This is a genomic window from Candidatus Gorgyraea atricola (genome assembly GCA_030765235.1).
GTDB lineage: Bacteria > Omnitrophota > Gorgyraeia > Gorgyraeales > Gorgyraeaceae > Gorgyraea > Gorgyraea atricola.
On the sequence record JAVCCW010000006.1, the window covers coordinates 68,598 to 92,511 of the forward strand.

Annotated in this window: 22 protein-coding genes; 6 read left to right on the forward strand and 16 right to left on the reverse strand. The window is 42.4% G+C overall.

What is annotated here, in order from left to right; genetic code table 11:
- Positions 1–17: 17 nt before the first annotated feature.
- From P9L93_01510 to P9L93_01540, 7 genes are read right to left on the reverse strand one after another with little or no spacing between them, the layout of a single operon-like run.
- Positions 18–1,202, reverse strand: a complete 1,185-nt coding sequence (locus P9L93_01510; protein ID MDP8229763.1) for a glycosyltransferase family 4 protein — start codon at positions 1,200–1,202, stop codon at positions 18–20.
- Positions 1,192–3,489, reverse strand: coding sequence for a glycosyl hydrolase family 65 protein (locus tag P9L93_01515; GenBank protein ID MDP8229764.1), 2,298 nt, complete (start codon positions 3,487–3,489; stop codon positions 1,192–1,194). The genes P9L93_01510 and P9L93_01515 overlap by 11 nt, the downstream gene beginning before the upstream one ends.
- Positions 3,486–4,127 (reverse strand): beta-phosphoglucomutase family hydrolase, encoded by a 642-nt coding sequence (locus P9L93_01520; GenBank protein MDP8229765.1) that lies wholly within the window; start codon positions 4,125–4,127, stop codon positions 3,486–3,488. Before P9L93_01520 ends, P9L93_01515 begins: the two co-directional genes overlap by 4 nt.
- A 2-nt stretch (positions 4,128–4,129) precedes the next feature.
- Positions 4,130–4,576, reverse strand: a complete 447-nt coding sequence (gene mscL, locus P9L93_01525) for a large-conductance mechanosensitive channel protein MscL (GenBank protein MDP8229766.1) — start codon at positions 4,574–4,576, stop codon at positions 4,130–4,132.
- A 7-nt stretch (positions 4,577–4,583) separates the two neighbouring features.
- Positions 4,584–5,534, reverse strand: a complete 951-nt coding sequence (locus P9L93_01530; GenBank protein MDP8229767.1) for a hypothetical protein — start codon at positions 5,532–5,534, stop codon at positions 4,584–4,586.
- Between the two features lie 3 nt (positions 5,535–5,537).
- Entirely contained in the window at positions 5,538–6,581 is a 1,044-nt protein-coding gene (locus P9L93_01535) for a KamA family radical SAM protein (protein ID MDP8229768.1), read from the reverse strand.
- Positions 6,582–6,604: 23 nt separating this feature from the next.
- Positions 6,605–7,435: a hypothetical protein gene (locus P9L93_01540; protein MDP8229769.1), complete on the reverse strand. Its 831-nt coding sequence runs from the start codon at positions 7,433–7,435 to the stop codon at positions 6,605–6,607.
- Between the two features lie 100 nt (positions 7,436–7,535).
- Here P9L93_01540 and P9L93_01545 point away from each other — a divergent pair, with 100 nt between their 5' ends.
- Positions 7,536–9,461, forward strand: a complete 1,926-nt coding sequence (locus P9L93_01545) for a DEAD/DEAH box helicase (GenBank protein ID MDP8229770.1) — start codon at positions 7,536–7,538, stop codon at positions 9,459–9,461.
- A 42-nt stretch (positions 9,462–9,503) separates the two neighbouring features.
- Here P9L93_01545 and P9L93_01550 read toward each other — a convergent pair whose 3' ends face one another.
- Entirely contained in the window at positions 9,504–11,351 is a 1,848-nt protein-coding gene (locus P9L93_01550) for an amino acid permease (protein ID MDP8229771.1), read from the reverse strand.
- A gap of 13 nt (positions 11,352–11,364) precedes the next feature.
- Between P9L93_01550 and P9L93_01555 the strand changes: the two genes are divergently transcribed.
- The 3 genes from P9L93_01555 to P9L93_01565 are packed head-to-tail and all read left to right on the forward strand — an operon-like array spanning position 11,365 to position 14,032.
- Positions 11,365–12,540: a Na/Pi symporter gene (locus tag P9L93_01555; protein MDP8229772.1), complete on the forward strand. Its 1,176-nt coding sequence runs from the start codon at positions 11,365–11,367 to the stop codon at positions 12,538–12,540.
- 11 nt (positions 12,541–12,551) lie between these two features.
- Entirely contained in the window at positions 12,552–13,229 is a 678-nt protein-coding gene (locus P9L93_01560; protein MDP8229773.1) for a PhoU domain-containing protein, read from the forward strand.
- Positions 13,226–14,032, forward strand: a complete 807-nt coding sequence (locus tag P9L93_01565) for a formate/nitrite transporter family protein (protein MDP8229774.1) — start codon at positions 13,226–13,228, stop codon at positions 14,030–14,032. Before P9L93_01560 ends, P9L93_01565 begins: the two co-directional genes overlap by 4 nt.
- Before the next feature lie 2 nt (positions 14,033–14,034).
- Here the strand turns inward: P9L93_01565 and P9L93_01570 are convergent, their stop codons facing one another.
- Genes P9L93_01570 through hflK form a run of 5 tightly spaced genes read right to left on the reverse strand, consistent with a single transcriptional unit; the run spans position 14,035 to position 17,327 of the window.
- Positions 14,035–14,268: a hypothetical protein gene (locus tag P9L93_01570; GenBank protein ID MDP8229775.1), complete on the reverse strand. Its 234-nt coding sequence runs from the start codon at positions 14,266–14,268 to the stop codon at positions 14,035–14,037.
- Positions 14,269–14,279: 11 nt separating this feature from the next.
- The gene (locus P9L93_01575; GenBank protein MDP8229776.1) at positions 14,280–14,693 is read right to left on the reverse strand and encodes a hypothetical protein; all 414 of its coding nucleotides are present in this window, start codon (positions 14,691–14,693) and stop codon (positions 14,280–14,282) included.
- Positions 14,686–15,372, reverse strand: a complete 687-nt coding sequence (locus P9L93_01580) for a DUF3047 domain-containing protein (GenBank protein MDP8229777.1) — start codon at positions 15,370–15,372, stop codon at positions 14,686–14,688. The genes P9L93_01575 and P9L93_01580 overlap by 8 nt, the downstream gene beginning before the upstream one ends.
- Before the next feature lie 6 nt (positions 15,373–15,378).
- Positions 15,379–16,326 (reverse strand): protease modulator HflC, encoded by a 948-nt coding sequence (gene hflC, locus P9L93_01585; protein ID MDP8229778.1) that lies wholly within the window; start codon positions 16,324–16,326, stop codon positions 15,379–15,381.
- Positions 16,323–17,327: an FtsH protease activity modulator HflK gene (hflK, locus tag P9L93_01590; GenBank protein MDP8229779.1), complete on the reverse strand. Its 1,005-nt coding sequence runs from the start codon at positions 17,325–17,327 to the stop codon at positions 16,323–16,325. Before hflK ends, hflC begins: the two co-directional genes overlap by 4 nt.
- A 190-nt stretch (positions 17,328–17,517) precedes the next feature.
- On the opposite strand from hflK, the gene P9L93_01595 reads away from it, so the two are divergent.
- Positions 17,518–19,023, forward strand: a complete 1,506-nt coding sequence (locus P9L93_01595) for a saccharopine dehydrogenase C-terminal domain-containing protein (protein ID MDP8229780.1) — start codon at positions 17,518–17,520, stop codon at positions 19,021–19,023.
- Positions 18,983–20,146, forward strand: coding sequence for a type III PLP-dependent enzyme (locus P9L93_01600; protein MDP8229781.1), 1,164 nt, complete (start codon positions 18,983–18,985; stop codon positions 20,144–20,146). Before P9L93_01595 ends, P9L93_01600 begins: the two co-directional genes overlap by 41 nt.
- A 2-nt stretch (positions 20,147–20,148) precedes the next feature.
- On the opposite strand, the gene P9L93_01605 is transcribed toward P9L93_01600, so the two are convergent.
- The 3 genes from P9L93_01605 to P9L93_01615 form a co-directional block, all read right to left on the reverse strand.
- Positions 20,149–20,427, reverse strand: a complete 279-nt coding sequence (locus P9L93_01605) for a DUF5661 family protein (GenBank protein ID MDP8229782.1) — start codon at positions 20,425–20,427, stop codon at positions 20,149–20,151.
- A 1-nt stretch (position 20,428) separates the two neighbouring features.
- Complete coding sequence (locus P9L93_01610; protein ID MDP8229783.1) at positions 20,429–22,303, reverse strand: phosphoenolpyruvate carboxykinase (GTP); 1,875 nt, start codon at positions 22,301–22,303, stop codon at positions 20,429–20,431.
- 46 nt (positions 22,304–22,349) lie between these two features.
- Positions 22,350–23,914, reverse strand: a 1,565-nt coding sequence (locus P9L93_01615) for a GTP-binding protein (protein ID MDP8229784.1), incomplete at its 5' end; no start/stop codon positions are given.

Below are 23,914 nucleotides of genomic sequence, written 5' to 3' on the forward strand. Positions count from 1 at the left end.
AGCAAGGCAGCTTTTCCTTAGATTAACTTTCTGTAAAGATCCAGGGTGTTTCTCGTCACTATCCTTTTAGTGTAATTCTGCTCTACCATTTGCCTGCCTGTATAGCCGAACCTGTCATGCAGTTCTTTGTTATTAAGGAGTTGGATTATTCTTGAGGCAAGCGCTTCAAAGTCTCTTATGGGCACCACAAAGCCATTGATGCCGTCTTTTATGATCTCTGGCATGCCGCCTGTTTCAGTAACAACCATGGGTTTTGCCGAGGAAAGCGCCTCGAGCATGGTAAGTCCAAAAGGCTCAGATGCTGATGAGGGATAAACGCAGACATCTGAAGCAGCGTATAATTTCGGCATGTCTTTAAGGTCAAAGGAATCTATCAGGACATTTTTTCTCATCTTAAAAAAATCAACTAAGCTTACCATGTAAGCAATATCCTTTTGCTGCGACTGCGCCCAGTCTATAATGTTCTTTGTGCCAGCCAGTATTAAGACGACATTAGGTATCCTCTCCTTTATACGCCTCAGGGCTTTTATGCTGACATCGCACCCTTTGGCAAGCCCCATCCTGGCAGGGTGGAAAATCACTTTTTTACCCTTAAGCTTCGGATATTTCTTGAATATGCTTTCATGTTTTATCTCTGGATTATATAAAGTCTCGTCTATGCCATGATGAATAGTTGTAATTTTTTTGTGCGACACGCCTATGCCAATCAACTCCCTTTTTATGAAATGACTCACTGCTATGATGTGATCCCACTTAATATTCCTCGTTAGGTCTAAAAATAGATTATCATCCCAGACATTGTGCGCGGTCAGGACAATCGGCACGCCAAATTCCTTTGCAAGCCTGGCAATGGTCCTTGTGTGCGGCTTTGAAAAATAATGCATGTTATGGCAGTGGATAATATCCGGTTTACAGCGCTTTAAAAAACCAGTGAACACCTCGCTAATCTCACTCAATAGCCCATTGAGCCCTCTTTTGACAAGCCAATTCAGGTCCATTATAGGCACTCTGTAAATTCCTGCACCTTTATATCTATCAATCGCCCTCGCACCTTCTGCAGAGCCAGTCAAAAGATCTACCTTATGTCCCATCCTGACCATCTCGGGCAAAAGTATAGTAAGATGCGTCTCAACTCCTCCTATTGTCGGAGGAAATCCCCAGTGAAGCTGCGCTATCTTTAAACTCCTTTTCTTACCTACCATAAAAAATTACCTCTTTATTTGGTTCTAATTTATGCGGCTTATTGAATACCATTATCTTCAACCTGTCATTTTTTCTTTTGGAATTAAACCGCAGCGTTACTTTATCATTTCCAACTATTAATCTTAAATTATACCCTTGCCACTTTAAACAAAAAGAAAGCTCTTCCATTTCTTTCGGCAAAGAAGGATTGATAGATAGCGTGTTATTCACTATCCTGGTCCCTGCAAATCCATGAATGGCAGCCTGCCATGTAACGCCTAAAGAAGCCGCGTGCATGCCATCACTGGTATTGCCGTATGCAAGGTTTAGATCCATATTGGCTGCCACATTAAAATACCTGTAAGCAGCTTTGAGATTTCCTATTTCAGCTGCCAGCGCCGCATGCACAGCCGCGCTCAAAGAAGACTTGTGAACAGTACGCTTGAGGTAATAATAAAAATTTTTCTTTTTAATACCCTTACTAAAATTATCTGAAAAAAGATACAAAAGCATCACTACATCTGCCTGCTTTACAAGCTGCGTCTTACCGATGTCTTTTAATTTGATGGTTTTTGGTATATCTGGAATGGGATTTTTATTAATATTCTTAAGAACAACTTTCTTTTTTCTGAAAAACCCGTCAAACTGCTCTATAAGGCCGTCTTTCTTTATATTGAAATATATCTTGGGAAGGATAGCTTTCCATGCCTTGACTTCGCTAATTTTTAAATTTATTTTTTTCGAAAGCTGCTGAAACTCTCGAGGATAAAATCGCCTCATCCTCTGACACATCCCATGGCCCAGCAAGATATTAAATCTAGCTATATAATTAGTGTATGCATTATTATCCACATCTTCATGAAATTCATCCGGCCCTATTACATGCTTGATTTCGAATCTTTTAAGTTTGGCATTATATTCAGCCCTTGATGCCCAGAATCTCGCAGCCTCAAAAATCATCTCAAAACCGCAGCGCAGCATAAAATTTTCATCGCGCGTGGCAGTGTAATATTGGTAAATCGCAAATACTATATCAGCAGTAATATGGTGTTCCATCTCGTGAGTGCGTATCTGAATAAGTGAACCGTCAAAGTTCTTTGCCCATGCAGGCGTTGTTTCATCTCCTGTGCCGGCTGACTCCCACGGGAACATCGCGCCTTTATAGCCGCGGCTTTCAGCTATCTGGCGCGCCTTACACAGCCTGTTGTACCTGTAAAGCAACATGTTCTTAGCGGCCTTTGGCCTGTTATAAATAAAAAACGGCAGTATGAATATCTCTGCGTCCCAGAAAATATGACCGCGGTAGCCCTCGCCGCTAAGTGTCTTTGCGCCTATGCTGGATTCGCCGTTACCCTCTCTTCCGCAGATCAATAAATGATAGATGTTAAAACGAAGCGCCTTTTCTGCTTCCTTGTCGCCTTTTATCTTTATCTCTGACGCAGCCCATAATTTATCCCATCTTGCAACATGTTCTTCGAGTATGCGTTCAAAACCCAGATTTACGCTTTTCTTTAGAAAACTTTTAACAACACCTTTTAAGCTAGCCTTCTTTTTATCCTCAGCAGTAAAGATAGAAAAGATGCTTGTGAGGCAAAGAGTCTCATTCTTCTTTAACTTTACCTGAGTAGTAACATCCTTGGCAAAACGCTTGTCTCCATTTTTTTCCACGATAAGGGATTTTCCGTATGCTACGAGAATATTTTTCTCCAGGGTCCTGACTGATAGATACTCGCCTGTGTCAAACCGCGAAACATTCTCTATCCTGAAATGTTTCTTGTTCCCTTCTGTCAAAAAACCCACATTTGTAACAGATAGATCTAAGAGATTTTCTACTGTAAGAGTAGTGCCCTCGTCCATAGGCGTAATGCAGACCTGCATGGCAATGATGTGTCTGTTGCGCATGCTAATAAATCTAAGGGACTGGTAGTCGAATCTTTTCTTGTGGCTGTTTCGAAATACTGTATGACGCATTATCAAGCCATGACGCATGTCCAAAGCCCTTTCATGCTCTAAAATATCCATAGTGCCTGCGCCAATAAGTTCACCACCAGAAATGATCCTGAGATTAACAGGATTGGGTAGATTTACCAGTTCTGGCACCTGCGCGCCTGTCTTATCATACAAACCAGCTATGTATGTGCCTGGCCTTGCATCAAACGGCATTTCTTCTAATATGCCGCGGCTTCCTATAAAGCCGTTTCCCAGCGCGAATTGGCTTTCCCTGGAAGATTGGAGCTTTCTATCCCACTTATCTTCCTTAAGCAACCACTCGTCACTGGACCTGTATTTAGCAAAATGGTCTTTCAAAATAGTTCCTTTATTTTTTCAATAGTTACCTCACCCAAATCACCCACAACTAAATCCGCCTTTTTCAACCGCTCAGGTTTTCCATACCTGTCAATCCCCACGCATTTCATTCCAGCCCTTTTAGCTGCCTCTACGCCCAAGACAGCGTCCTCAAAAACAACGCATCCAGATGGCTCCACAGCCATCCTCTCTGCAGACATAAGAAACATCTGCGGATCAGGCTTTCCTTTTGTAACATCGTTGCCAGTAAGGATCTCATCAAAAAGATCTATTAGCTTCACCTTCTTAAGTATAGGGAGGCAATTTTTGCTCGAAGATATTACGCCCCTTTTCATATTTTCTTTTTTAAGCGCCTTTACCAGATTCACTGTGGTCTCATAGACAGGGATCTCTTCGCTCTCAAGATATTCTAAAAAATAAACCTGCTTCTTATCAGCTGCCTTTTTTAATTCATCGTCACTTAAATCAGTCAAAATAGCCCTTGCCCCGTCATTGCGGAGAATGCCGTCCACCTTTTCCTTATAATCCTTGAAACTAAAATCCTTTCCGTATTCAGCAAACATCTTCTTCCATGCCCTAAAATGAAGCGGCACAGTGTTTACAATCACGCCATCAAGGTCAAAGATCGCAGCCTTCATAATTATTTCTCCTTGCTTAATTGAGATGTGCAAAGAGGACATCTCGTTGCCTTAATTGATATGCTTGAAAAACAATAGGGGCAGGATTTTTGCGTTGGCACTATTGATCCAGTATCTTCCTTTCGCCGCAGATTATTTATCTGTTTAACCAATATAAATACACATATTGCCGCTACTAGAAAAGAGATGACATTGTTTATAAAAACGCCATAATTTATTGTTGCTGCGCCTTGGGCCTTTGCCTCTGCCAGTGAATTATAAACCCCTCCTGAGAGATTTATATATAAATTTGAAAAATCTAACTTGCCCGTAATAAGTCCTATGGGGGGCATTATTATGTCTGCCACGAATGAGCTTACTATCTTTCCAAAGGCCGCGCCAATAAGGATACCTACAGCCATATCTATTACATTGCCGCGCACTGCAAATTCTTTAAACTCCTGTATTATCTTCATCTTAATCTCCCCTTGTAATGCATCCTATCATAAACGTGGCTTTTTTGACATAGTCTGGCAGGTTGTCGAGTCCTTTATCTGCTATTTCCCTAAGAATAGGCGCGACCTGCATGCTGTATCTGCTGGAAATGCCTACAGGGTCAAGGCCTGGCCAGCCCCAGCAAGAGGCATGGATTACGCCATCGACCTCGTAAGAGATATTGTCTAGATAGGTAGGGTGCATGGTCTCTATGGGAGATTGGCCTGGCGGATTTGAAACTAGATCTAATATTAAAGCGCCTTTTTGAAAAAGCTTCAGCATGTCGCGAGTAACCAGAAGCTCCTTGCCTCGCCTCTCCATTGGCCAGTTTATCGCATTGACTAAAATGTCTGTACCAGGAATATGTTTTTGCATTTCTTTAAAATCTTTTTTATTCAAGATCTCGACCTTTGCAAATTTTCTTGCGGCGCACTGGATCGCGCCAAATGCAAGACTTCCATAACCCATGACCTTAACAACGCATCCTGAAGGTTCTTTACCTCGAAGTCGGAATCCCTCTTCCATAGCAATATAACCTGACTCGTGCAGTGCTTCTATCTTACGATTTCCGAACGAGTCTTTTATCCCCTCCATTGCAATACCTGTTATCTTATATTTCTTCAGCAAATCCCTTAAGCTAGGATTGCCCGGCAGATGTAGCATGCTCATTATGGCTGAGCCAGGCTTCATCATCTTAAGTTCTTCTTCATTTGGCTCTTTAAGCCGCACGACTAATGAGCAGGAATAGACCTTTTTAGCATCAACTATCTTTGCGCCGATCTTTTCATAAGCGCTATCTTCCACACCTATGCCCTTACCTGCGCCTTTTTCAACAAACGCATCATGATTGGACGCAATCTCTTTTAATTCATCCGGCCTTAAGATCACCCTTTTTTCATTGGGCCTATTTTCTGCTGCTATTCCTATATTCATTTACTACTCCACATCTGCGTAAAAGAATTTTTTGCCTTCGAAATTTTTAAATACATATCTTTTGCCTGTATGTTTGATGACATATTTCGGGAGCAAGGGCGTTTTACCTCCTCCATGTTTTAAATCAACTATAAGATGGGGAATTGCCAGGCCAGAGGTATGGCCTATTAATTTCCGCATGATCTTTTTAGCCTTACTTATACTTACACGAAAATGATACGTACCCTTAACCGCATCAGGAAGATAAAGGTAATATGGTCTTACCCTTATTGTCAAAAGTTCTTCGAATAGCCTCTTTAGCGTCTTTGCATCATCATTTACCCCACGCATAAGAACTGTCTGATTCCCCATCACAACACCTGCGTCAGCCAGCATATTGCACGCCTTTCTGCTTTCCCTGGTTATCTCATAATGATGATTGAAATGCGTATTTAGATAAATGGGCTGGTATTTTTTAAGGATATCACACAGCTTAGGCGTTATCCTCTGGGGCAATACACAAGGCGTACGGCTGTCTATCCTGACAATCTGCACATGTTTTATCCTTTTAAGCTCCTTAAGGTAATACTCTATCATATCATCTGAGATAAGAAGCGGGTCGCCTCCTGATATAATAACATCTCTTATGTATTTACGCCTTTTTATATAAGACCATGTCTTTTTAAAATCCTCTTTTCTTGCAACCTTATCCTTTAGGCCCATATTTCTCTTTCTAGTGCAGAAACGACAATATCCCGCGCACATATTTGACACTACCACAAGCACGCGGTCTCTGTATCTATGGACCAGGCCTTCGAAGGGTGTGAACCTGTCTTCCATGAGAGGATCTTTTCTGCCCAGTTTCTGAATAATCTCTATTGTATCAGGAATACACTGTTTCCAGATCGGCCCGCCATGTTTTCTAATAAGGCTAAGATAATATGGATTTATTCCAAGGGTATATTTTTTAGCGACTTTCTTTACCCTTTTTTTGTCTATATTTACGTATTTACTGAGTGTCTCAACATCGGTTATGGTATTAGAAAGAATCTTTTGCCATTTTTCCATGGATATTCCTTTCCTCGGTGGATTTAAGATAAGATCTTTTCTAGCTGATCAAGATTTATAAACGTACCGTATTTTTTAAGGAGGGTCAATTTTTCTTCTGTCTCTTTTATCTTTTCCTTGGACTCGTATTCATAGGTATGACCAAGTACAGAAACTACTATATTGTCTCTATTGTCCACAGATCTACCCTTTAAATCAAGGGCTATCTTTTCGAGCTCTGTTATGTCAGATTTTTCAAAATAGAGATACTTACCATTTGAAACGCCAACAGGGATCTCCCAAACCCTAGAATCTCCCGGTTTACAATGATTATCATAGCTCATCCTATACTGTTGCCTGGGCGTGCCCCTCCAATCAGCTATTAAAACGTCACCGTGTTTTAAAAACCTCTCGGGTTCGCATGAAAAATCAAAATAAATCTCGTTCTGCTCCAGGATTCTTACTATCTTGTTTGAAAATCCTAAAAATCCGCTCCTGTAACACCTGGTATCCAGGCCAGCCTTCCTAAATGCCTGGGCGCGTTCGCTGATCACCTTCTCCATCCTGGAGCCATCATGGTAATAATAATCTTTATAAGAATCGTCTTCGTGACAGTGAAGCCCTGTATCTCCGCCAAATCTTACAAGTTCTTTCCAAAGCTTACGAAATGATTTCTCAAGAAAAAAATCCCGGCAAAGGGGCGAGGTATGGACAAAGTGGATAAATCGGCCTTGGAGCACGCGATTTGCAAGATCTACCTCACGCTGGACGAGATCCAGCAAAACCCCTTCCTTAGGCAATCTCTCACGATCACTCAATTTAACCTCAAAATACTCTCCCCAATCCCCATCTATAGTATATATAAAGTACAGCATGCCTATATTCTAACTGAATATCTCTCTTTATTCAAGACTAATACCCGTAAAGGCTCAGCATTGACTATACTTTATTGTCCTGATAAGGTACAATACTTGTATGATTTACGATGCGTTTCAGAAAAAGGCTATTGATTATATCAAGGATGGGCATTCGGTTATAGTGTCTGCGCCCACAGGGGCGGGAAAGACTGTAATTGCTGAATATATCATACTTGATTGTCTCAAAAAAGGTACCAAGGTAATCTATACCGCTCCTATAAAGGCCCTTTCCAATCAGAAATTCCGCGACTTTCAGGAGATATTCCCTGACAAAACAGGCATACTAACAGGCGACGTGTCTATCAATCCCAACGCGAGCGTCCTTATCATGACCACAGAGATATTCCGCAACAAAGTGCTTGAAGAAGGGTCTAATGTAGGTGATTACTCCTGGATCATATTTGACGAAGTGCACTACCTTGATGATTACCAGCGTGGAAGCGTGTGGGAGGAATCCCTGATCTTCCTGCCGCAGCACATGAAGATGCTCGCGCTCTCAGCCACGATACCGAATATAGATGAATTGGCGTTATGGCTCAAATCCATACACAAGCTGCCTATAAAAGTAGTAAAGGAAAGTGCGAGGCCAGTGCCGCTTCACTTTTTCTACCAGATACAGGGCCAGATAGTTGATAATATCCATAAAGTGAGAAACATAGGATACAAAAGAGGGGGCAATAGCTATGACCATAGAAGATCTCACTTCAGACATAAACATTTCAAGCCAAACAGGCCCACCTCGCTCATAAAGCATCTTCACGAAAATAATAAACTCCCGTGCATATATTTTGCCTTTGGCAGGCGTAGATGTGAAGCTCTCGCGAATGAGATGACAAACTTTGATTTTTTAAACCACGAAGAAAAAACTAGTATAATAAGTCTTTATAATAAACTATGTGAAAGATTTGAGATCGCGAATGATAAAAGCGCTCAGCTTCTCCTTCCTCTTATTGAAAAAGGCACTGTATATCATCACGCGGGAATGCTGCCCACACTAAAAGAGGTGGTGGAGCGACTTTTTACGTCGAAACTCATAAAGGCCATATTTACCACGGAAACCTTTGCGCTCGGGATCAATATGCCTGCCAGGACAGTGATCTTTGACGAGCTAAGAAAATTTTATGGTAAATCCTTTGGCACACTTAAAACGCGAGATTTTTTTCAGATGGCTGGCAGGGCTGGCAGGCGTGGCATAGATACGGAAGGGTTTGTGTATAGCCGCGTAAATCCGAATTACACATCATTCCCAGAACTCCATAAGGTAATTTATGGCGCACCTGAAAAGGTCTTTTCTAGATTTAACGCGTCATACGGCACCATCCTTAACCTGTATGACAAATACGGGGAAAAGTTGTATGACGTATATCCTCTTTCCTTCCACTGCTTCCAGGCAAAGCAAAAGTTCAAGCAAAGGGCCATAGATCTATTGCGCGCAAAGGTAAAGATCCTGAAAGAACTCGGCTATATCAGGAAAAATCAGATCTCTGAAAAAGGCATGTTTGCGTCCAATATCTATGGATATGAGCTATCGCTTGGTGAGCTCTATGAAAAAGGGATTTTACAGAATCTAAACGAGATAGAGCTGGGTATCCTAACCACTGCGCTTGTATTTGAACCAAGAAAATCCAGCACCTTGCCCAGCATCAGTAAACCCGCAAGGTCTTTACAAAATACCACGGATAATCTTACCAGTAATATCCAAAAAATAGAAAAAAAGCTAAAGATAAAGCCTTTCAGTAAGACCTATTATTACCACTTCTCCCCTTGCATCGAGGCCTGGATGAAACAGGAACCTTTCGACAGGCTCTTGCGCTATACAGACGCTGACGAAGGCGAGATCATCAGAAATTTCCGCATGTCTGTCCAGATCCTACGTGAAATCCTCGACACCCCCACTTCCCAAGACTTCAAGGACAGGGTAAAAAAGACCATCTACCTGATTAATCGGGATATAATCGACGCAGAAAGGCAACTAAGAAGCTAAAGTAGACAAATCTGTCACTGACTGTTTTGTCTACTTTAGAGATTAGTGGAAGCGACGGCGTTCGGCTAGGAGGATTATGTTCTTTAGCTCGTCGGTGTTGCGGGCTTCGAACCACTTTTTGTCAAAGTCTGCGCCTTCTGTGATCTGGGCGATCGCGGCAAGGACCTTTAGGTGGAGGTTTCGCTCGTCTTGGGAGCCGATGAGGATAAATATTATGTGGGCAAGTTTATCGCCAGGGAATATAATGCCTGCCTTTGCCCTGACTAACATAATCTTAAAAATATTCTTTCCTTGAACAACTATGTGCGGGATCGCCAGGCCTTTTCTAAGAACAGTACTTGACTCCTTTTCTCTCTCTATAAACTTCTCCACCAGTTCCTGCGGATGTATATTTAAGTCCTTTGCCAAGTCCTCTGAGACCTTTTTGAAAAAATATTCCATGTCATGAGGCTCTTCTATGTCCAAGACCTTGCTATCTTCTATCATCTTGTGGAACCTGTCTTCTGTGACCTTGTCACGCTGGATAACTATATCCTTTAACTCAGTTAAAAGATTATCTGAGGCAAAATCCTTGTCTTTGGCCACCAGATTTTCCAGCATATATATAAGCGCTGAATCCCTGCCAGCTTCTTTCTGGCCATAGATTTTGTACCAGGCAAATCCCAGCAGGAGAAAAAGCATTGTCAGAAAAAGAATATTCGCTCCCATCTCGATCAAAAGAAAAAGGCCTCCTATTATTCCTAAGACCTGGATGTATGGATAAAAAGGAGAACGAAATTTCGGCTTGTAGCTTACGATCTTACTTTCTCTGAATAAGATCACAGTAAGATTAGCAAATATATAAAGGAGAATCAGGATGCTGGACGCGATCTTGACCAAAAGTTCTAACCTTAAAAATAAAAGCGCCAGGATCATAAAAAAGCCTGTGAATAAAATCGCTACGTATGGCACTTTTCTTTTTTGATTTATCTTTTGAAAATAATGAGGGAGTAGCTTATCCCTGCTCATGCCAAGAGGATATCTCGACGCTGTCATAAGGCCTGAATTCGCGGTGGAGACAAATGCAAAAAAAGCGGCAACGCTTATTAATATCTTTAAAACATTACCACCAAAAACACCCGCGCCCTCAGATATGGGAATCAGTGTCCCCTTTAAAACATCCGGATTCAGGACTCCTATGGTCACAAAGATCACCAGTGTGTAAACAATAGAAGTGACTATGATAGAAAGTATCATGCCTAGAGGTAAATTCTTGCCTGGATTCTCTACCTCTTCAGCCAGCGCGGCCACCTTAGTCAGGCCGCCGTAAGATATAAAGACAAAGCTCGCTGTTGCAAAAATAGATCCCACACCTTTGGCAAAAAATGGAGAAAAATTCATTGGATTTACTGTCTTTGCGCCCCAGATAACATAAAGAGTAAGGATGCCCAAAAGCCCTGCAACCAGAAATACCTGGAACCTGCCTGCCTCTTTTACGCCCAAAAGATTCAGCACGATAAAAAATAAACAGCACATGACAGCGATTATATTTAAAGGTATATTTGTTACTAAACTTAGATACGCGCCCATGCCTACCAGAGCGAACGTGCCTTTAAGACTCAAGGAAAACCATGAGCTAAAACCAGCCACTGTTCCTAAAAGCGGGCCAAACCCGCGCATTATATAAAAATAATCGCCGCCTGCCTTGGGCATGGCTGTTATGAGCTCTGCCTTGCTCAAGAGAGTCGGGATACATAAAACTCCAGCTATTATATAGGAGATGATCACTGCTGGCCCTGCCTTGGCAAAGGCCAGGCCAGGAAGGATAAATAGACCCGAGGAAATCATAGCCCCTGTAGCCACGCAGAATATATCGATTAACTTGAGCTCTTTCTTCAAACCCTGCTTCATACCAAATATTATAATGGTGAAAATAACAATTGCAATTCTTTATTTGATAGTTTACAATCCCCTTATGCAGAAAAAGGCACTCATTACCTCCTGCCGGTTACTCTTTGTAATAGGATGTGTCTATCTATTCCTGGTTTCTATTGGCCTTATGGGCATAGCCTTTAAAGGTTTTGGCAAGGAATTTGCTGAAAATCTCATACGCGCCACCTCAAATCCATTCGTAGGCCTATTTATAGGTATCCTGGCAACAAGTATAATGCAGTCTTCATCCACGACCACTTCTATCCTGGTAGGCATGGTAGCTTCTGGAACGCTCACTGTCACTAACGCCATCCCTATTGTCATGGGAGCCAACATAGGAACCACGATAACTAATACACTTGTGGCCCTGGCTCATGTGACACGACGCGAAGAATTCAGGCGCGCGATAACAGGGGCAACACTGCATGACTTTTTTAAACTTCTATGCGTATCCATCCTGTTCCCTCTTGAAATAGCAACAGGCTTTATAGAAAAAATAGCGACCAAGCTGGCTGTTTCATTCTCTAATGTCGGTGGTGTAAAATTTACAAGCCCTGTAAAAGCAGCTACAAAACCAGTCATAGATCTTATAAAAGACAGCCTTACAAAATTACACATCCCGGAAAATATAGTATATATATTACTATTAACGATCTCTGTGGCGCTCCTTTTTTTCTGCCTCTATTTTATTGTACGGATGATGAAATCCCTTGTTATAGGGCGAGTGGAGATTGTTTTTAATAATGTCTTTGGTAAAAGCGCGATTTTGGGGATCCTGGCTGGGCTTATTTTTACTGCCATAATACAGAGTAGCTCTATTACTACTTCTCTAATGGTCCCTCTAGTCGCGTCTGGCATTCTGACAGTAGAAACTATTTACCCTATTATTATGGGCGCGAATATCGGTACTACAGTCACCGCGATACTTGCTTCACTTGCCACAGGTAACATTCTCGCTATATCTGTCGCATTTTCTCATCTTGTCTTTAACCTGATATGTGTCCTCTTTGTATATCCTGTGCCTGTATTAAGAAACATACCTATAAAGTTATCAAAGTGGATGGGTAATCTCGCTTTCAAGAAACGAAGATACGCGATAATATATACATTATCTGTTTACTTCCTGATTCCAGGGCTATTGATATTTATCTCAAGGTTTTTTAAATAAGGAGGCTCAAAATGTTTAAAAATCTATTACAATTCTGGAAAGGCAAAGACTTTTTAACCGAGGTGCTGGAAGAATTTAAAGGCATGCTGGACGATACACATAAGATGTTCGAGTCTGTCTGCAGCAAGCTCATCTACAACAAAGAAGAGCCTGGCCTTAAAAACAGGATATATGACATTGACAGGAGAGTAAATGAACTGCAAAAGAATATCAGAAAAAGGATAGTTGAGCACCTTTCCCTTCAGCCTTCTGTTGATATGTCGACAAGCCTTATATTGATGAGCGTAGTAAAAGACGCTGAAAGATTAGGGGATTACGCCAAAAATCTTTTCGAAGTAATAGGCCTTCTTGAAAAACCAATAAATAAGGATGCCTACGTAAGATTATTTAATCACACTGAGAAGGAAATACTTGAATTATTTAATAAGGCAAAGGCGGCCTTTATGGAATCGGATGAGGAAGAAGCCAGGAAATCATGGGAATTTGAAACCAGGATAAAAAAATGCTGCAATGAAGTAGTGGAAAAGGCAGCTAGGAGTAAATTAAGCGTAAACGAGGCCGTGTGTTTTGCTTTGATGGCAAGGCATTTTAAGCGTATAGCAGCTCACCTGACTAATATAGCGACCTCTGTAATAGTCCCTCTTTCTGAACTGGACTATTTTGACGAAAAAAGAAGGGATGAAAAATGAATAACCTGTTCCTGACGCCGCTTGAGATATCAAAGACCATACGTAATATTGGAGAGAAAAAAGCGAGCGAAACAATATTTGAGTTATTCATCTTTGGTATTCTCGCAGGGATCTATATCTCGTTTGGCGCGAGTGTCGCAACGAGTGTATTAAGCGGGGGTACGCTGGACCCGGGCGTGGCAAAATTTCTGGCAGGGAGCGTGTTTAGCGTCGGGCTCATGCTGGTGTTGATCCTTGGCTCAGAACTCTTTACTGGTAATATACTCATGACTATAGGGCTTATCTACAGGAAATATTCCTTTATGAAGGTCCTGCGCAGCTGGCTGGTCGTATACTTGGGAAATCTGTTGGGTGCTGTGCTTATTGGCTGGCTGGTATATAAAGCTGGGTTACTTGGTAGCGCTGGAGACCTTACATCAACAGGGGAAGTTGCTGTAAAAATAGCTGAGGGAAAAATGCAACTGACTTTCACAGAGGCGCTATGCCGGGGAATATTGTGTAATATGCTTGTGTGTCTAGCAGTAATTATGTCTATTGCTTCAAGGACAGTTACAGGTAAGATCTTCGGGATCTACTTCCCTATCATGGTATTTGTGGCATCAGGCTATGAGCATTCTGTTGCCAATATGTATTTTCTGCCAGCAGCCCTTATGGTAAAGGGTGAATTCGCATCAGAGTTCCTTACTATCTTCAACAACCTGATCCCAGTAACAATCGGAAATATCATAGGAGGGCTTTTGATCGTCCTCCTGCATCCAAAGGTCGAGGAAAAAATCGCCCGCCTGATCCTGAGGAAGAAATAACCTTACATGGATTTGATGGCTTCTTGGATCAAAGGAAGAATGGCCTCTGTTTCTTCTTTTGTCATTCTGCCTAATTTAGTAAACCTGAATTCGCCTTCCATGTTTCTATTTTCTCTGTTGATCTGAAGTTTTTTGGCGCCTTTGTTATAGGAATGCACGCTTACTGTCAAGCGCAGCGCTTCTGTTTCCCATGATTTTGAAAATAACGTCTCGTCCAACGAGCTGTCGTAAGGCATTTTTACCCCTCCTATTTTTTTAACAACCTGTTTATTCTCTCTACTAACGGCTGGAACTTATCTCCCTTTCTTACAACTATATGACCTTTTCCCTTGCCCTTTATATGGCCATCCAACTCATCCACTATCCTGTCAAAAGGCCCTATTATTCTGTGAGATATCTTGTAGGCCAGCAATAAAATAATCGCTATAGAAAGCGGCGCTGCATATAATAAAATGGAACTGACCTTTTCTGATGCAGGGATGATGTTATAGGCAATAGCCTCTGGAATCGCTATCTGCTCTGCTGTAACACCGAAGATCAGATAATAAAGAGAGATGGTGGCTATGCCAGTCGGTATTATGGCCGCAGCAACCACAAGCAGAAAAATTTCCCTGTGCAGCTTATTGGCGAAATTCTTTCTTCTTTTATTATTTTTATTCATCTTTATACCCCACTTTTATGTCTTTATACAATGCCTCAGCAGTGGACAATGTATTATCCGTATCAGTCATGAGGGCAATTGCCCCAACATTCCCAAAAGGGGCCTTGCCAAACGCCTTTTTATAGTCTTCGTAGATATTGCGGCGCTCAAACACCCATTGATCCATGTTTCCTGCGCCTGATTCAACTACAATAAGCTTGATATTCTTAAAATATGGGCTTGTCATTACTGTACCCTCTGGTAAATGCTCATCCCATATATATTCAATGCTCTTCGTTCTCCTGAAATTCAGGCTCGGAAATATGACATAGACCCTCGCGGCATAATCATCCTTTTCTATCCATCCGCTTTTCTCAGTAGCCATGCCAGATCCTTTTTTCTCAGGAAACTTCACTACCTTCCACTGCCAGCTTATCATGGGAAGTGTTTTAGGACTAAAACCTATCCTATAAAATAGGCCCGAGCAGGCCTGGTCGCTCCTGGCTGAAAGATATCCATCTTTTAGCCCTTCTTCCACTGAATACAGGACCTTGTTCTTAAATACCTTTTCCTGCCATTCTTTAAGCGCGCTCTTTTCATCAAAAATAAACCACTTGGGCAAATTGCCAGCATTGGCATAATATATCAATACTAACGATAGGACAAATATAAAAATATAGATTCCCTTACCTTTTTTCATATCTCCCTATTCCGCAGTGTTGAAATAGTCCAGGTAGTCGCTGTCTGGGCTAAAGATGATCATTGTGTCGCTGTCTATAGTGTTTTTGTAAGTCTCGAGTGTCTTTAAAAAGGAGTAGAACTCTGAGTCTTTATTATAGGCGTCCGCGTAGATCGCTATTGCGCTTGCATCGCCCTTTCCCTTTATCTCTTCTGCTGTCTTGTATGCCTCTGAGCGGATCTGCTTCAGCTCTTTCTGCATCTGGCCTTCTATCTCTCTTTTTTTGCCCTGGCCCTCTGAGCGAAATCTCTCAGCTGCCCTTTTTCTTTCAGATATCATCCTCTCATAAACCTTGTCGCGCACATCACTTACATAGTTTATCCTCTTTATCCTTACGTCCACAAGCTCTATGCCATACTGCGGCATTATCTCACTAGCCTGCTCCAGTATTCCGCGTGTAATACCATCCCTGCCAACCTTTATTGTCTCAAGCGCCTCGTCAGATGCCTTTATCTCATCCTGCTCGCCGGTCTGCAGCCTTTCTATCAAGCTATTTGAATTGCGCACGATCTCAACAAGGTCGTGGCTTGTGATATAATCCCTTGTCGCGGAATCCACTATATCGTCCAATCTTGCGTGCGCACCGACTTCACTTGTCACTGACTGCATAAATTTAAGGGAATCCACTATCTTCCATCGCGCTGTTGTATCCACCCATATGTATCTCTTATCCTTAGTAGGGATCTGGTTCGGGTTACCATCCCACTGAAGAATGCGTTTTTCAAAATAATTTGCCTGCTGGATAAAAGGTACTTTAAAATGAAGCCCTGCCACTATAATAGGTTCTCCTATTGGCTCTCCGAACTGTGTAATGACCACCTGCTGTGTTTCATCAATCGTATAAATTGCTCCGCTCAAGAAAAAAAGCACCACCATTACTAAGATACCTATTGCAATATTTATCGCTGGTTTCATTGTACACCTCCGGCCCTATTTAATTTAAGAAGAGGTAAGATGCTGTTAGATGATGTATCCATGATGTATTTCTGTCCTGCCTTTGGCAATACCTCATTCATTGTCTCTAGATATAATCTTTTACGCGTGACTTCTTTTGCCTCCTTATACGCATTCCACGTATCTATGAATCTCGCTGCATCTCCTTTTGCCGCGTTTATTCTCTTGAGCGCATAGCCTTCAGACTCTTTAATGGTCTTTTCTGCCTGGCCCTTTGCAGCAGGGATAGCCTTGTTGTACGCCTCCCAGGCCTGGTTTATCATCTTTTCCTTTTCCTGCTTTGCCTCGTTCACTGCATTAAAGGATGGCTTTACCTCGTCAGGAGGATTTACGTCTTGTAGCTTCACTGTTACAACCTTAATACCGCTATCGTAAGAATCAAGTATCTCCTGCAGCTTATCCTGTACTTTCTGATTTATCTCTACCCTGCGCGTGGTGAGGACCTCGCTTACTGAATCATCGCCCACTGTCTGCCTCATCACTGCCTCAGAGATATTCTGCAGTGTTTCCCGCGGATCTCTTATATTAAATAAAAGTTTTACAGGGTCCTTTATCTTAAACTGCACTATCCACTCGACCACCAGGACATTCAGATCTCCTGTAAGCATAAGCGACTCGTCAAAATATTCCCTTGAGGAAAACTGCGTCTTTATGCCTGACTTCAAGGTCCTGAAACCAAATTCTTCCTTAAATATATATTTCACCTTGACCTTGTTGGCCTTTTCTACGCCCATTGGGATCTTAAAATGAAGGCCAGGATTTGTGGTGCGCGCATATTTTCCAAATCTCCTTATGACGCCCACCTCATCAGGCCCGACTGAATAAAGTCCTGAAAATATAAACATCAGGACCAAAAACCCTCCCACTGCAGGAAACACATACTTCCTTATATCAGGCATCCCTGCCACAGGCCTAACCTTCTTCCCGCCTCCCAACAATTCGTCGGGTGTGTTGAAATCCATAACTACCTCCTTTTTTAAATCGCGGAACTTATGCGATTTCTTATTCTAACGCTAAAGCGAGGAAAATGCAATGATAATAAAATTTCCCGAAAAATTTTTATTTTTTTCATTTTCTCTTTGCAAAACAAAAAAGTATGTTATACTAAAAAATAGAAACAGAAAAAATTTTTAATAATGAAAGGGGACTTCTATGAAATTTAATGGCAAGCTTTTGATTATTGGGTGCGGGTCTGTGTCACAATGCGCCATTCCTATAGTATTAAAACTTATCGACATGCCGGCAAAAAATGTTACCATAATGGATTTTGTCGATAATCGCGGTCGTGTAAAAGATTCTCTGGATAAAGGCGTGAATTATATCATGGACAGAGTAACGTCTGAAAACTACCGAGAGCTCCTCGCAAAATACGCCGGCCCGGGCGACATGATCATAGACCTCGCATGGAACATCGATTGCGTAAGCATTGTCCAATGGTGCCGCGAGAATCAAGTCTTATACGTAAACACCTCTGTCGAGGAATGGGATCCCTATAAAGATATGGAAAGAAATGATCCGGCAAAGTATACGCTTTACTCCAGACACATGGAACTTCGCAATAAAATCACCGGGTGGAATGACAGAGGCACGATCACTGCTATTGTAGATCATGGCGCAAATCCAGGGCTTGTATCGCATTTTACAAAAAACGCGCTTCTGGGTATCACTGAAAAGATCCTGAAAGAAACACCAAAAGATCCAAGAAAAAAAGAATTAGAAAAAGCTCTCGAGGATAAAAATTTTGCAAAGCTGGCGCAGACTACAGGCGTTAAGACGATCCACATAAGCGAACGCGACACGCAGATCACTAATAAACCAAAAGAAGTAAATGAGTTTGTCAACACATGGAGCATTGAAGGATTTTTCGAAGAAGGTGTTGCGCCTGCAGAGCTTGGCTGGGGAACGCATGAGCATTATGTCCCTAAAAAGGCCTTCTTCCACAAGGTAGGTCCACAAAATCAGATTTGCCTTGGCACTATCGGCATGAAGACATGGGTGAGGTCATGGGTGCCATGCGGCGAGATAACAGGAATGGTAATCCGTCACGGAGAAGCATTCAGCATCTCGGACCGACTCACTGTGTGGGACAATGGAAAAGCAGTCTACAGGCCTACTGTGCACTATGCATATTGCCCGTCCAATGCTGCTATAAACTCACTCCATGAGCTCGAGATGAGACAGTTTCACCTTCAGGAAAAGCAAAGAATCATGAGCGACGAGATTATAGACGGCAGAGACGAGTTAGGTGTCTTACTTATGGGCCATGATTTTAAATCGTGGTGGTGTGGAAGTCTCTTAGATATACATAGCTCGCGCAAACTTATCCCTCATCAGCAGGCTACCACAATGCAGGTCGCGATATCTGTTGTGACAGCTGCAATGTGGATGATCCAGAATCCAAAAAGAGGATTTTTGCTGCCAGATGACATAGATCACGAGTTTATCCTTAAAAACTCCATGCCTTATATAGAGCCTTTTGTCTCAGAGGCAGTGGACTGGACGCCATTAAAAAATCTAAACACTAAATTTACTAAGTTCGATATCCCTAAGCCAAAAGATGAGGATGTCTGGCAGTTCACGACATTCCTGGTCAATCCTAGAGAAAGACTAAACTCATATGACACAAGGACGATGCAGCCACAAGTCGCAAAAGTCTAAGCATGAGATAAGCGGCACAGAAAATCTCATAAAGGCGATGCTTAAAAAACATGGCTCGCCCTTAATGATAATCAGAAAGTCTGTACTTGAAAAACAGTACACCCGTTTCCGCAAATGCCTGCCAGATGTCACTCCATACTACGCGATAAAGGCAAACCCCAATCCAGCTATAATAAAAACATTCGTTAAATTAGGCGCGTCTTTTGATGTGGCAAGCGCTGCCGAGATGAAACTGGTCTTACGACTAGGCGCGTCACCTTCAAAGATCATATTTGCAAATACTATTAAATCCGCGGAAGATATACAGGCTGCCAGGCGTCGCAGGGTGAGACTTATGACATTCGACAATGAGCCAGAGCTTTATAAGATCGCGAAACACTATCCTAAGGCGCGAGTACTTGTACGTATTAAAGTAGCTAATGAGGGCAGTCAGGTAGAGCTCTCTCTTAAATTTGGCGCAGACCCTGACCAGGCATTCTTTCTTTTGCGAAAGGCAAAGACGCTGGGACTTGTGCCTGCAGGTGTAAGTTTTCATGTGGGGAGCCAGGCTAAGAATGTTGAAAACTATCTCCAGGCGCTTGAAATCTCTGCAAAGATCTTTGAAGAGGCAAAAAAGAATGGCCTTCCTTTAAAGATACTGGATATAGGCGGAGGATTCCCGATACAGCATTTTGACAATGAGTTAGGGATAAACTTTGAAAGAATGGCCTCTCAGATAAGAAGACAGAAAAAAGAACTGTTTTCTCGCAATGTAAAATTCATTGCTGAGCCAGGACGTTTTCTTGTAGGGCCTGCAGGTCTCCTTGTCACGCAGGTTATAGGAAGGACATTCCGCAACAATAAAAACTACTACTATCTAAATGACGGCATATACGCGGATTTCTCAGGCATGGTCTTTGACCACTGCAAATACCAGTTCAGGACACTCAGGAGGGGCCCAACATACCTGAGCACGCTAGCTGGCCCTACCTGTGATTCATTCGACACGCTATCCATGAATGAAGAAATACCTGAATTATACGTGGGAGATGTTGTATATGTGAAAAATATCGGGGCTTATTCATCCGCGAGCGCTGTACCAAACTTCAACGGCTTCCCGCCCGCAAAGATCATCCTGGTGTAAAACTAATCCTTCTTTTCTTCCCAGAATCGCTCTGCTTCTTCTTCCATCTTCTCAAGACGATCATAATAATCTGGAAATTCATTCAGGTGGGCTAATGCTATTTTTCCTGTGGTGAGAGGATCATTATTGCTGACATTTGTAGCAGGGTCTTCAATGCCATGTTCTAATTCTACGTCCATTCCTCGTCTAAACTGATCAACATCGAACTTGTCCCACTTAATACCTAATTTATCGCCAATTAATTTTGCCTCTTCTGCGGTAAAATGCTTCTTAGTCGACATATTAACCTCCGAAAGAATCCGGCACAGGATAGTCGCCGTGTTTTTTCCTACAATCCTCGAGCCTCTTCTTCTGGTCATCCAGTGTCTTTATCAGGATATGCGGTGTATCAAAGACCTTTGTATGGTAAATATTCTTTATCCTCTCTATCTTGGCCAGGCATTCTGGGATACGGATCTTAAATTGCTCATCATATTCCTCTTTTGTATAATCCTTACCGCGCACTTTTTTGAACAAGGCCTTGAGATCTTCATATCTGGGGATGTATCCTATGGGCGTCTTTATTGCGCCTACATTATCATTCACGCGCAGCTCCATCCATTTAAGCCATACATGCTTGTCCTTAATCCCGTTCAAGAATTTTCCGTCTTTCCCGCGCAAAAAATAATTTACATGGAATACAAAAGGTGGCTTTTTTACACCCTGCACTATATCCAGATTATTCTGTATGTATCTACCTATTGGTATTGAAAGAAAATCCAGGTTTGCCATGAGGTTAAATTTTCGCACGCCTTCCTGGCCAAGCGTAGCCGCAGTGGTCTCCGACTCAATCGCAGCGCCCTGCGCAAGTATGCCATGCGCCCAGTCAAATGATTGAGCAACAGGAACGCTTGTATCTGAATCGCGGCCTCCATAGATTATCCCTCCGATCTCCACGCCGTCAGGGTTTTCCAGATTACCGTCGCAATTCTTCAGGTCTTTTAACTGTATAGTATAGCGCGCATTTTTATGCGCATACGGAATCTCTTTTCCTTCAGGCCCTTTTTTCCCAGGCGTCCATTTTCCTGAGAAATTAACACCCTTTGTCGGAGTCTCTCTTCCGTCACCCAGCCAATGCGGATTATTCTCTTCATCTACCAGTACATTGGAAAAGATGACTTCTCCCGAAGTAGTCAATGCCTCAAATATAGCAGGATCGTTTTCCTCGCTCACATCCTGTATGATGCCAAAGATGCCTCTTTCCACATTAACTGTGCGAATCTTTCCGTTAATATTGCGTAAATAAGCAATATCATCGCCTACGATCTTCTCTCCCTCAAGCATAGCAGTGGCAGTCTTGCCGCATGCAGACGGAAAAGAACCGGTGAAATAAGTGACGCGTTTTTTATCAGGGCCATATACTCCCATAATAAACATATGCTCTGTAAGCCAGCCCTCTTCTGAAGCACGCTTAATAGCAAGCCGCATTGATAGCTTTTTAAGTCCAACAGTGTTCCCGGCATATTGCGTATTCGTACTCAAAACCATTTCTTCTTCAAGGTCTATGTAAACACGGCGCTTGTCAACATTTTTACTGACAGCTCCATCCAATTCACCAGCAGTATGCACCGCCCTAAAAAAATATCCCTTACCCTTAAGCTTTTTAACCTGTTCATAGTCGCTGCGGTAAAGCATGCCTTCTGAATGCGCAACATAGCTTGAATCTGTTATCTGCATTGCCGGAATTGAAAACTCAGAATCAGTAGGGCCAAGACAATAAAAACACACGTACATCTCCTTACCCTTCATTGCATCCTTAAAAAAGCCGTGTATCTCTTTCAGCCCTTCTTCCCTGTCAACTGACTTTATGTCTGAACCAAGCACTTCGTCAGGCCTCAGAAGATACTTTGTGTTTGCTTTATCCCTTGCCTGGTCATGATATCCATCAAAATGTATGGTATGGCCTTTTATGGCAAGAGACTGTTCTTCTTTATTCTCCATGGCCTTTTTTCTTATATAATCTGCATCCTCTTTGGAATCAGTACGTACAAAAACTGAATCCGGATTACAGAGCCCCGCGTATTTGGCAACAAAATCCATAACCTTAGGATTAGTCAGCGCTTCCAGCTTTTTATAATTCTTATCTCCGCATTTTTTCTGAAGCAGTTTCATATCCATAGTGTTTTACATATTATCACATCAAAGAAATAAACGCAATCTGTTTTCATTTTGACTGTGCCCTTCGACTACGCTCAGGACAAGCGCTGCGGCTCACCCGCTTGCGGCCTTCTTCTGTTAAATGCAACTTCCGGAGCCTTATATGCTTGGGAGTTATCTCAACTGATTCATCGTCCTCGATAAACTCAAGAGCGAACTCAAGGGTCATTTGCCGCGAAGGTATAAGTACGATCGCGTCATCGCTTCCTGCAGCGCGCATATTAGTTAATTTTTTTCCGCGCAGGGCGTTTACAACAAGATCGACCCCTTTATTATTTACACCAACGATCATCCCTTCATATAGCTTTTCTCCTGATTTAACAAAAATCTCACCGCGTGCCTGTAAATTATAAAGCGCGTACGCCACGGCATCGCCAGATCCATGTGAAATGAGAACGCCATTTTGACGACTAGGCATATCTCCTTTATGAGTCTGGTATTCAAGGAAATTTTGGTACATGATACCATTGCCCCGGGTCATCATAAGAAACTCACTTCTAAATCCGATCAATGCCCTTGAGGCAATAAGAAATTCCATGCGGATAGTGCCCGAAGATGTAGTCTTCAGGTCGCGCATTTTAGCCTTGCGAGCTCCAAGCGTCTGCATAACAACACCTTGATACTCGTCTTCCACCTCGACTATCACCTCTTCAACAGGTTCGAGCGTTTGATTACCCATTTTCTTCAAAATAACCTGTGGCTTCGAAACCTCCATCTCATATCCTTCACGACGCATTGTTTCAATAAGAATAGCAAGGTGCAGCTCACCGCGGCCTGAAACCTTTAACCGCTCAGTCCCTATAACCTCCTCGACCTTGATACCAACATTTATCATAGCCTCATGCTCAAGGCGTTCTCGTATATGTCGTGATGTTAAAAATCTGCCTCCATCCTTGCCTGAAAGAGGGCTCGAGTTATGAGAAAAGTTCATAGAGATCGTAGGCTCATCTATCTTAATAGCAGGTAGTCCTTTTGGCTTATCACCACACGCAAGCGTCTCTCCGACCTCTACGCCCTCTATCCCGGAGATAGATATGATATCTCCCGCTATAGCCTCATTGACCTCAACACGAATCAGTCCACGATACTTCATGATCTTAATTGCCTTGCCTCTAGTAACAGTTCCATCACGTTTCACAAGCGCCACAGGATCCCCAACGCGAACACGCCCATGAAAAACCCGCCCTATAGCGATCCGCCCGACATAAGAGTTATAATCAAGCATTGTAACCAGCATCTGAAAAGGCAGCTCTGGATCAGCTATCGGAGGTAATACCCTATGCAGAATAGTCTCTAAAAGAGGTTTCATGGAGTCTCTCGGCTCATCAAGATCAAGAGTCGCGTAACCATCTTTTCCCGAAGCGTAAACTATCGGAAAATCAAGCTGCTCATTAGAAGCGTTCAGCTCACAAAAAAGATCAAATGTCAGATCCGCCACTTCATCCGGGCGGGCATGGGGACGATCAAGTTTATTGATTACAAGTATTGGTTTTAGATGTAACTCGAGTGATTTTTTCAAAACAAATTTAGTCTGCGGCATAGGCCCTTCAAAAGCATCAACAAGAAGAAGTA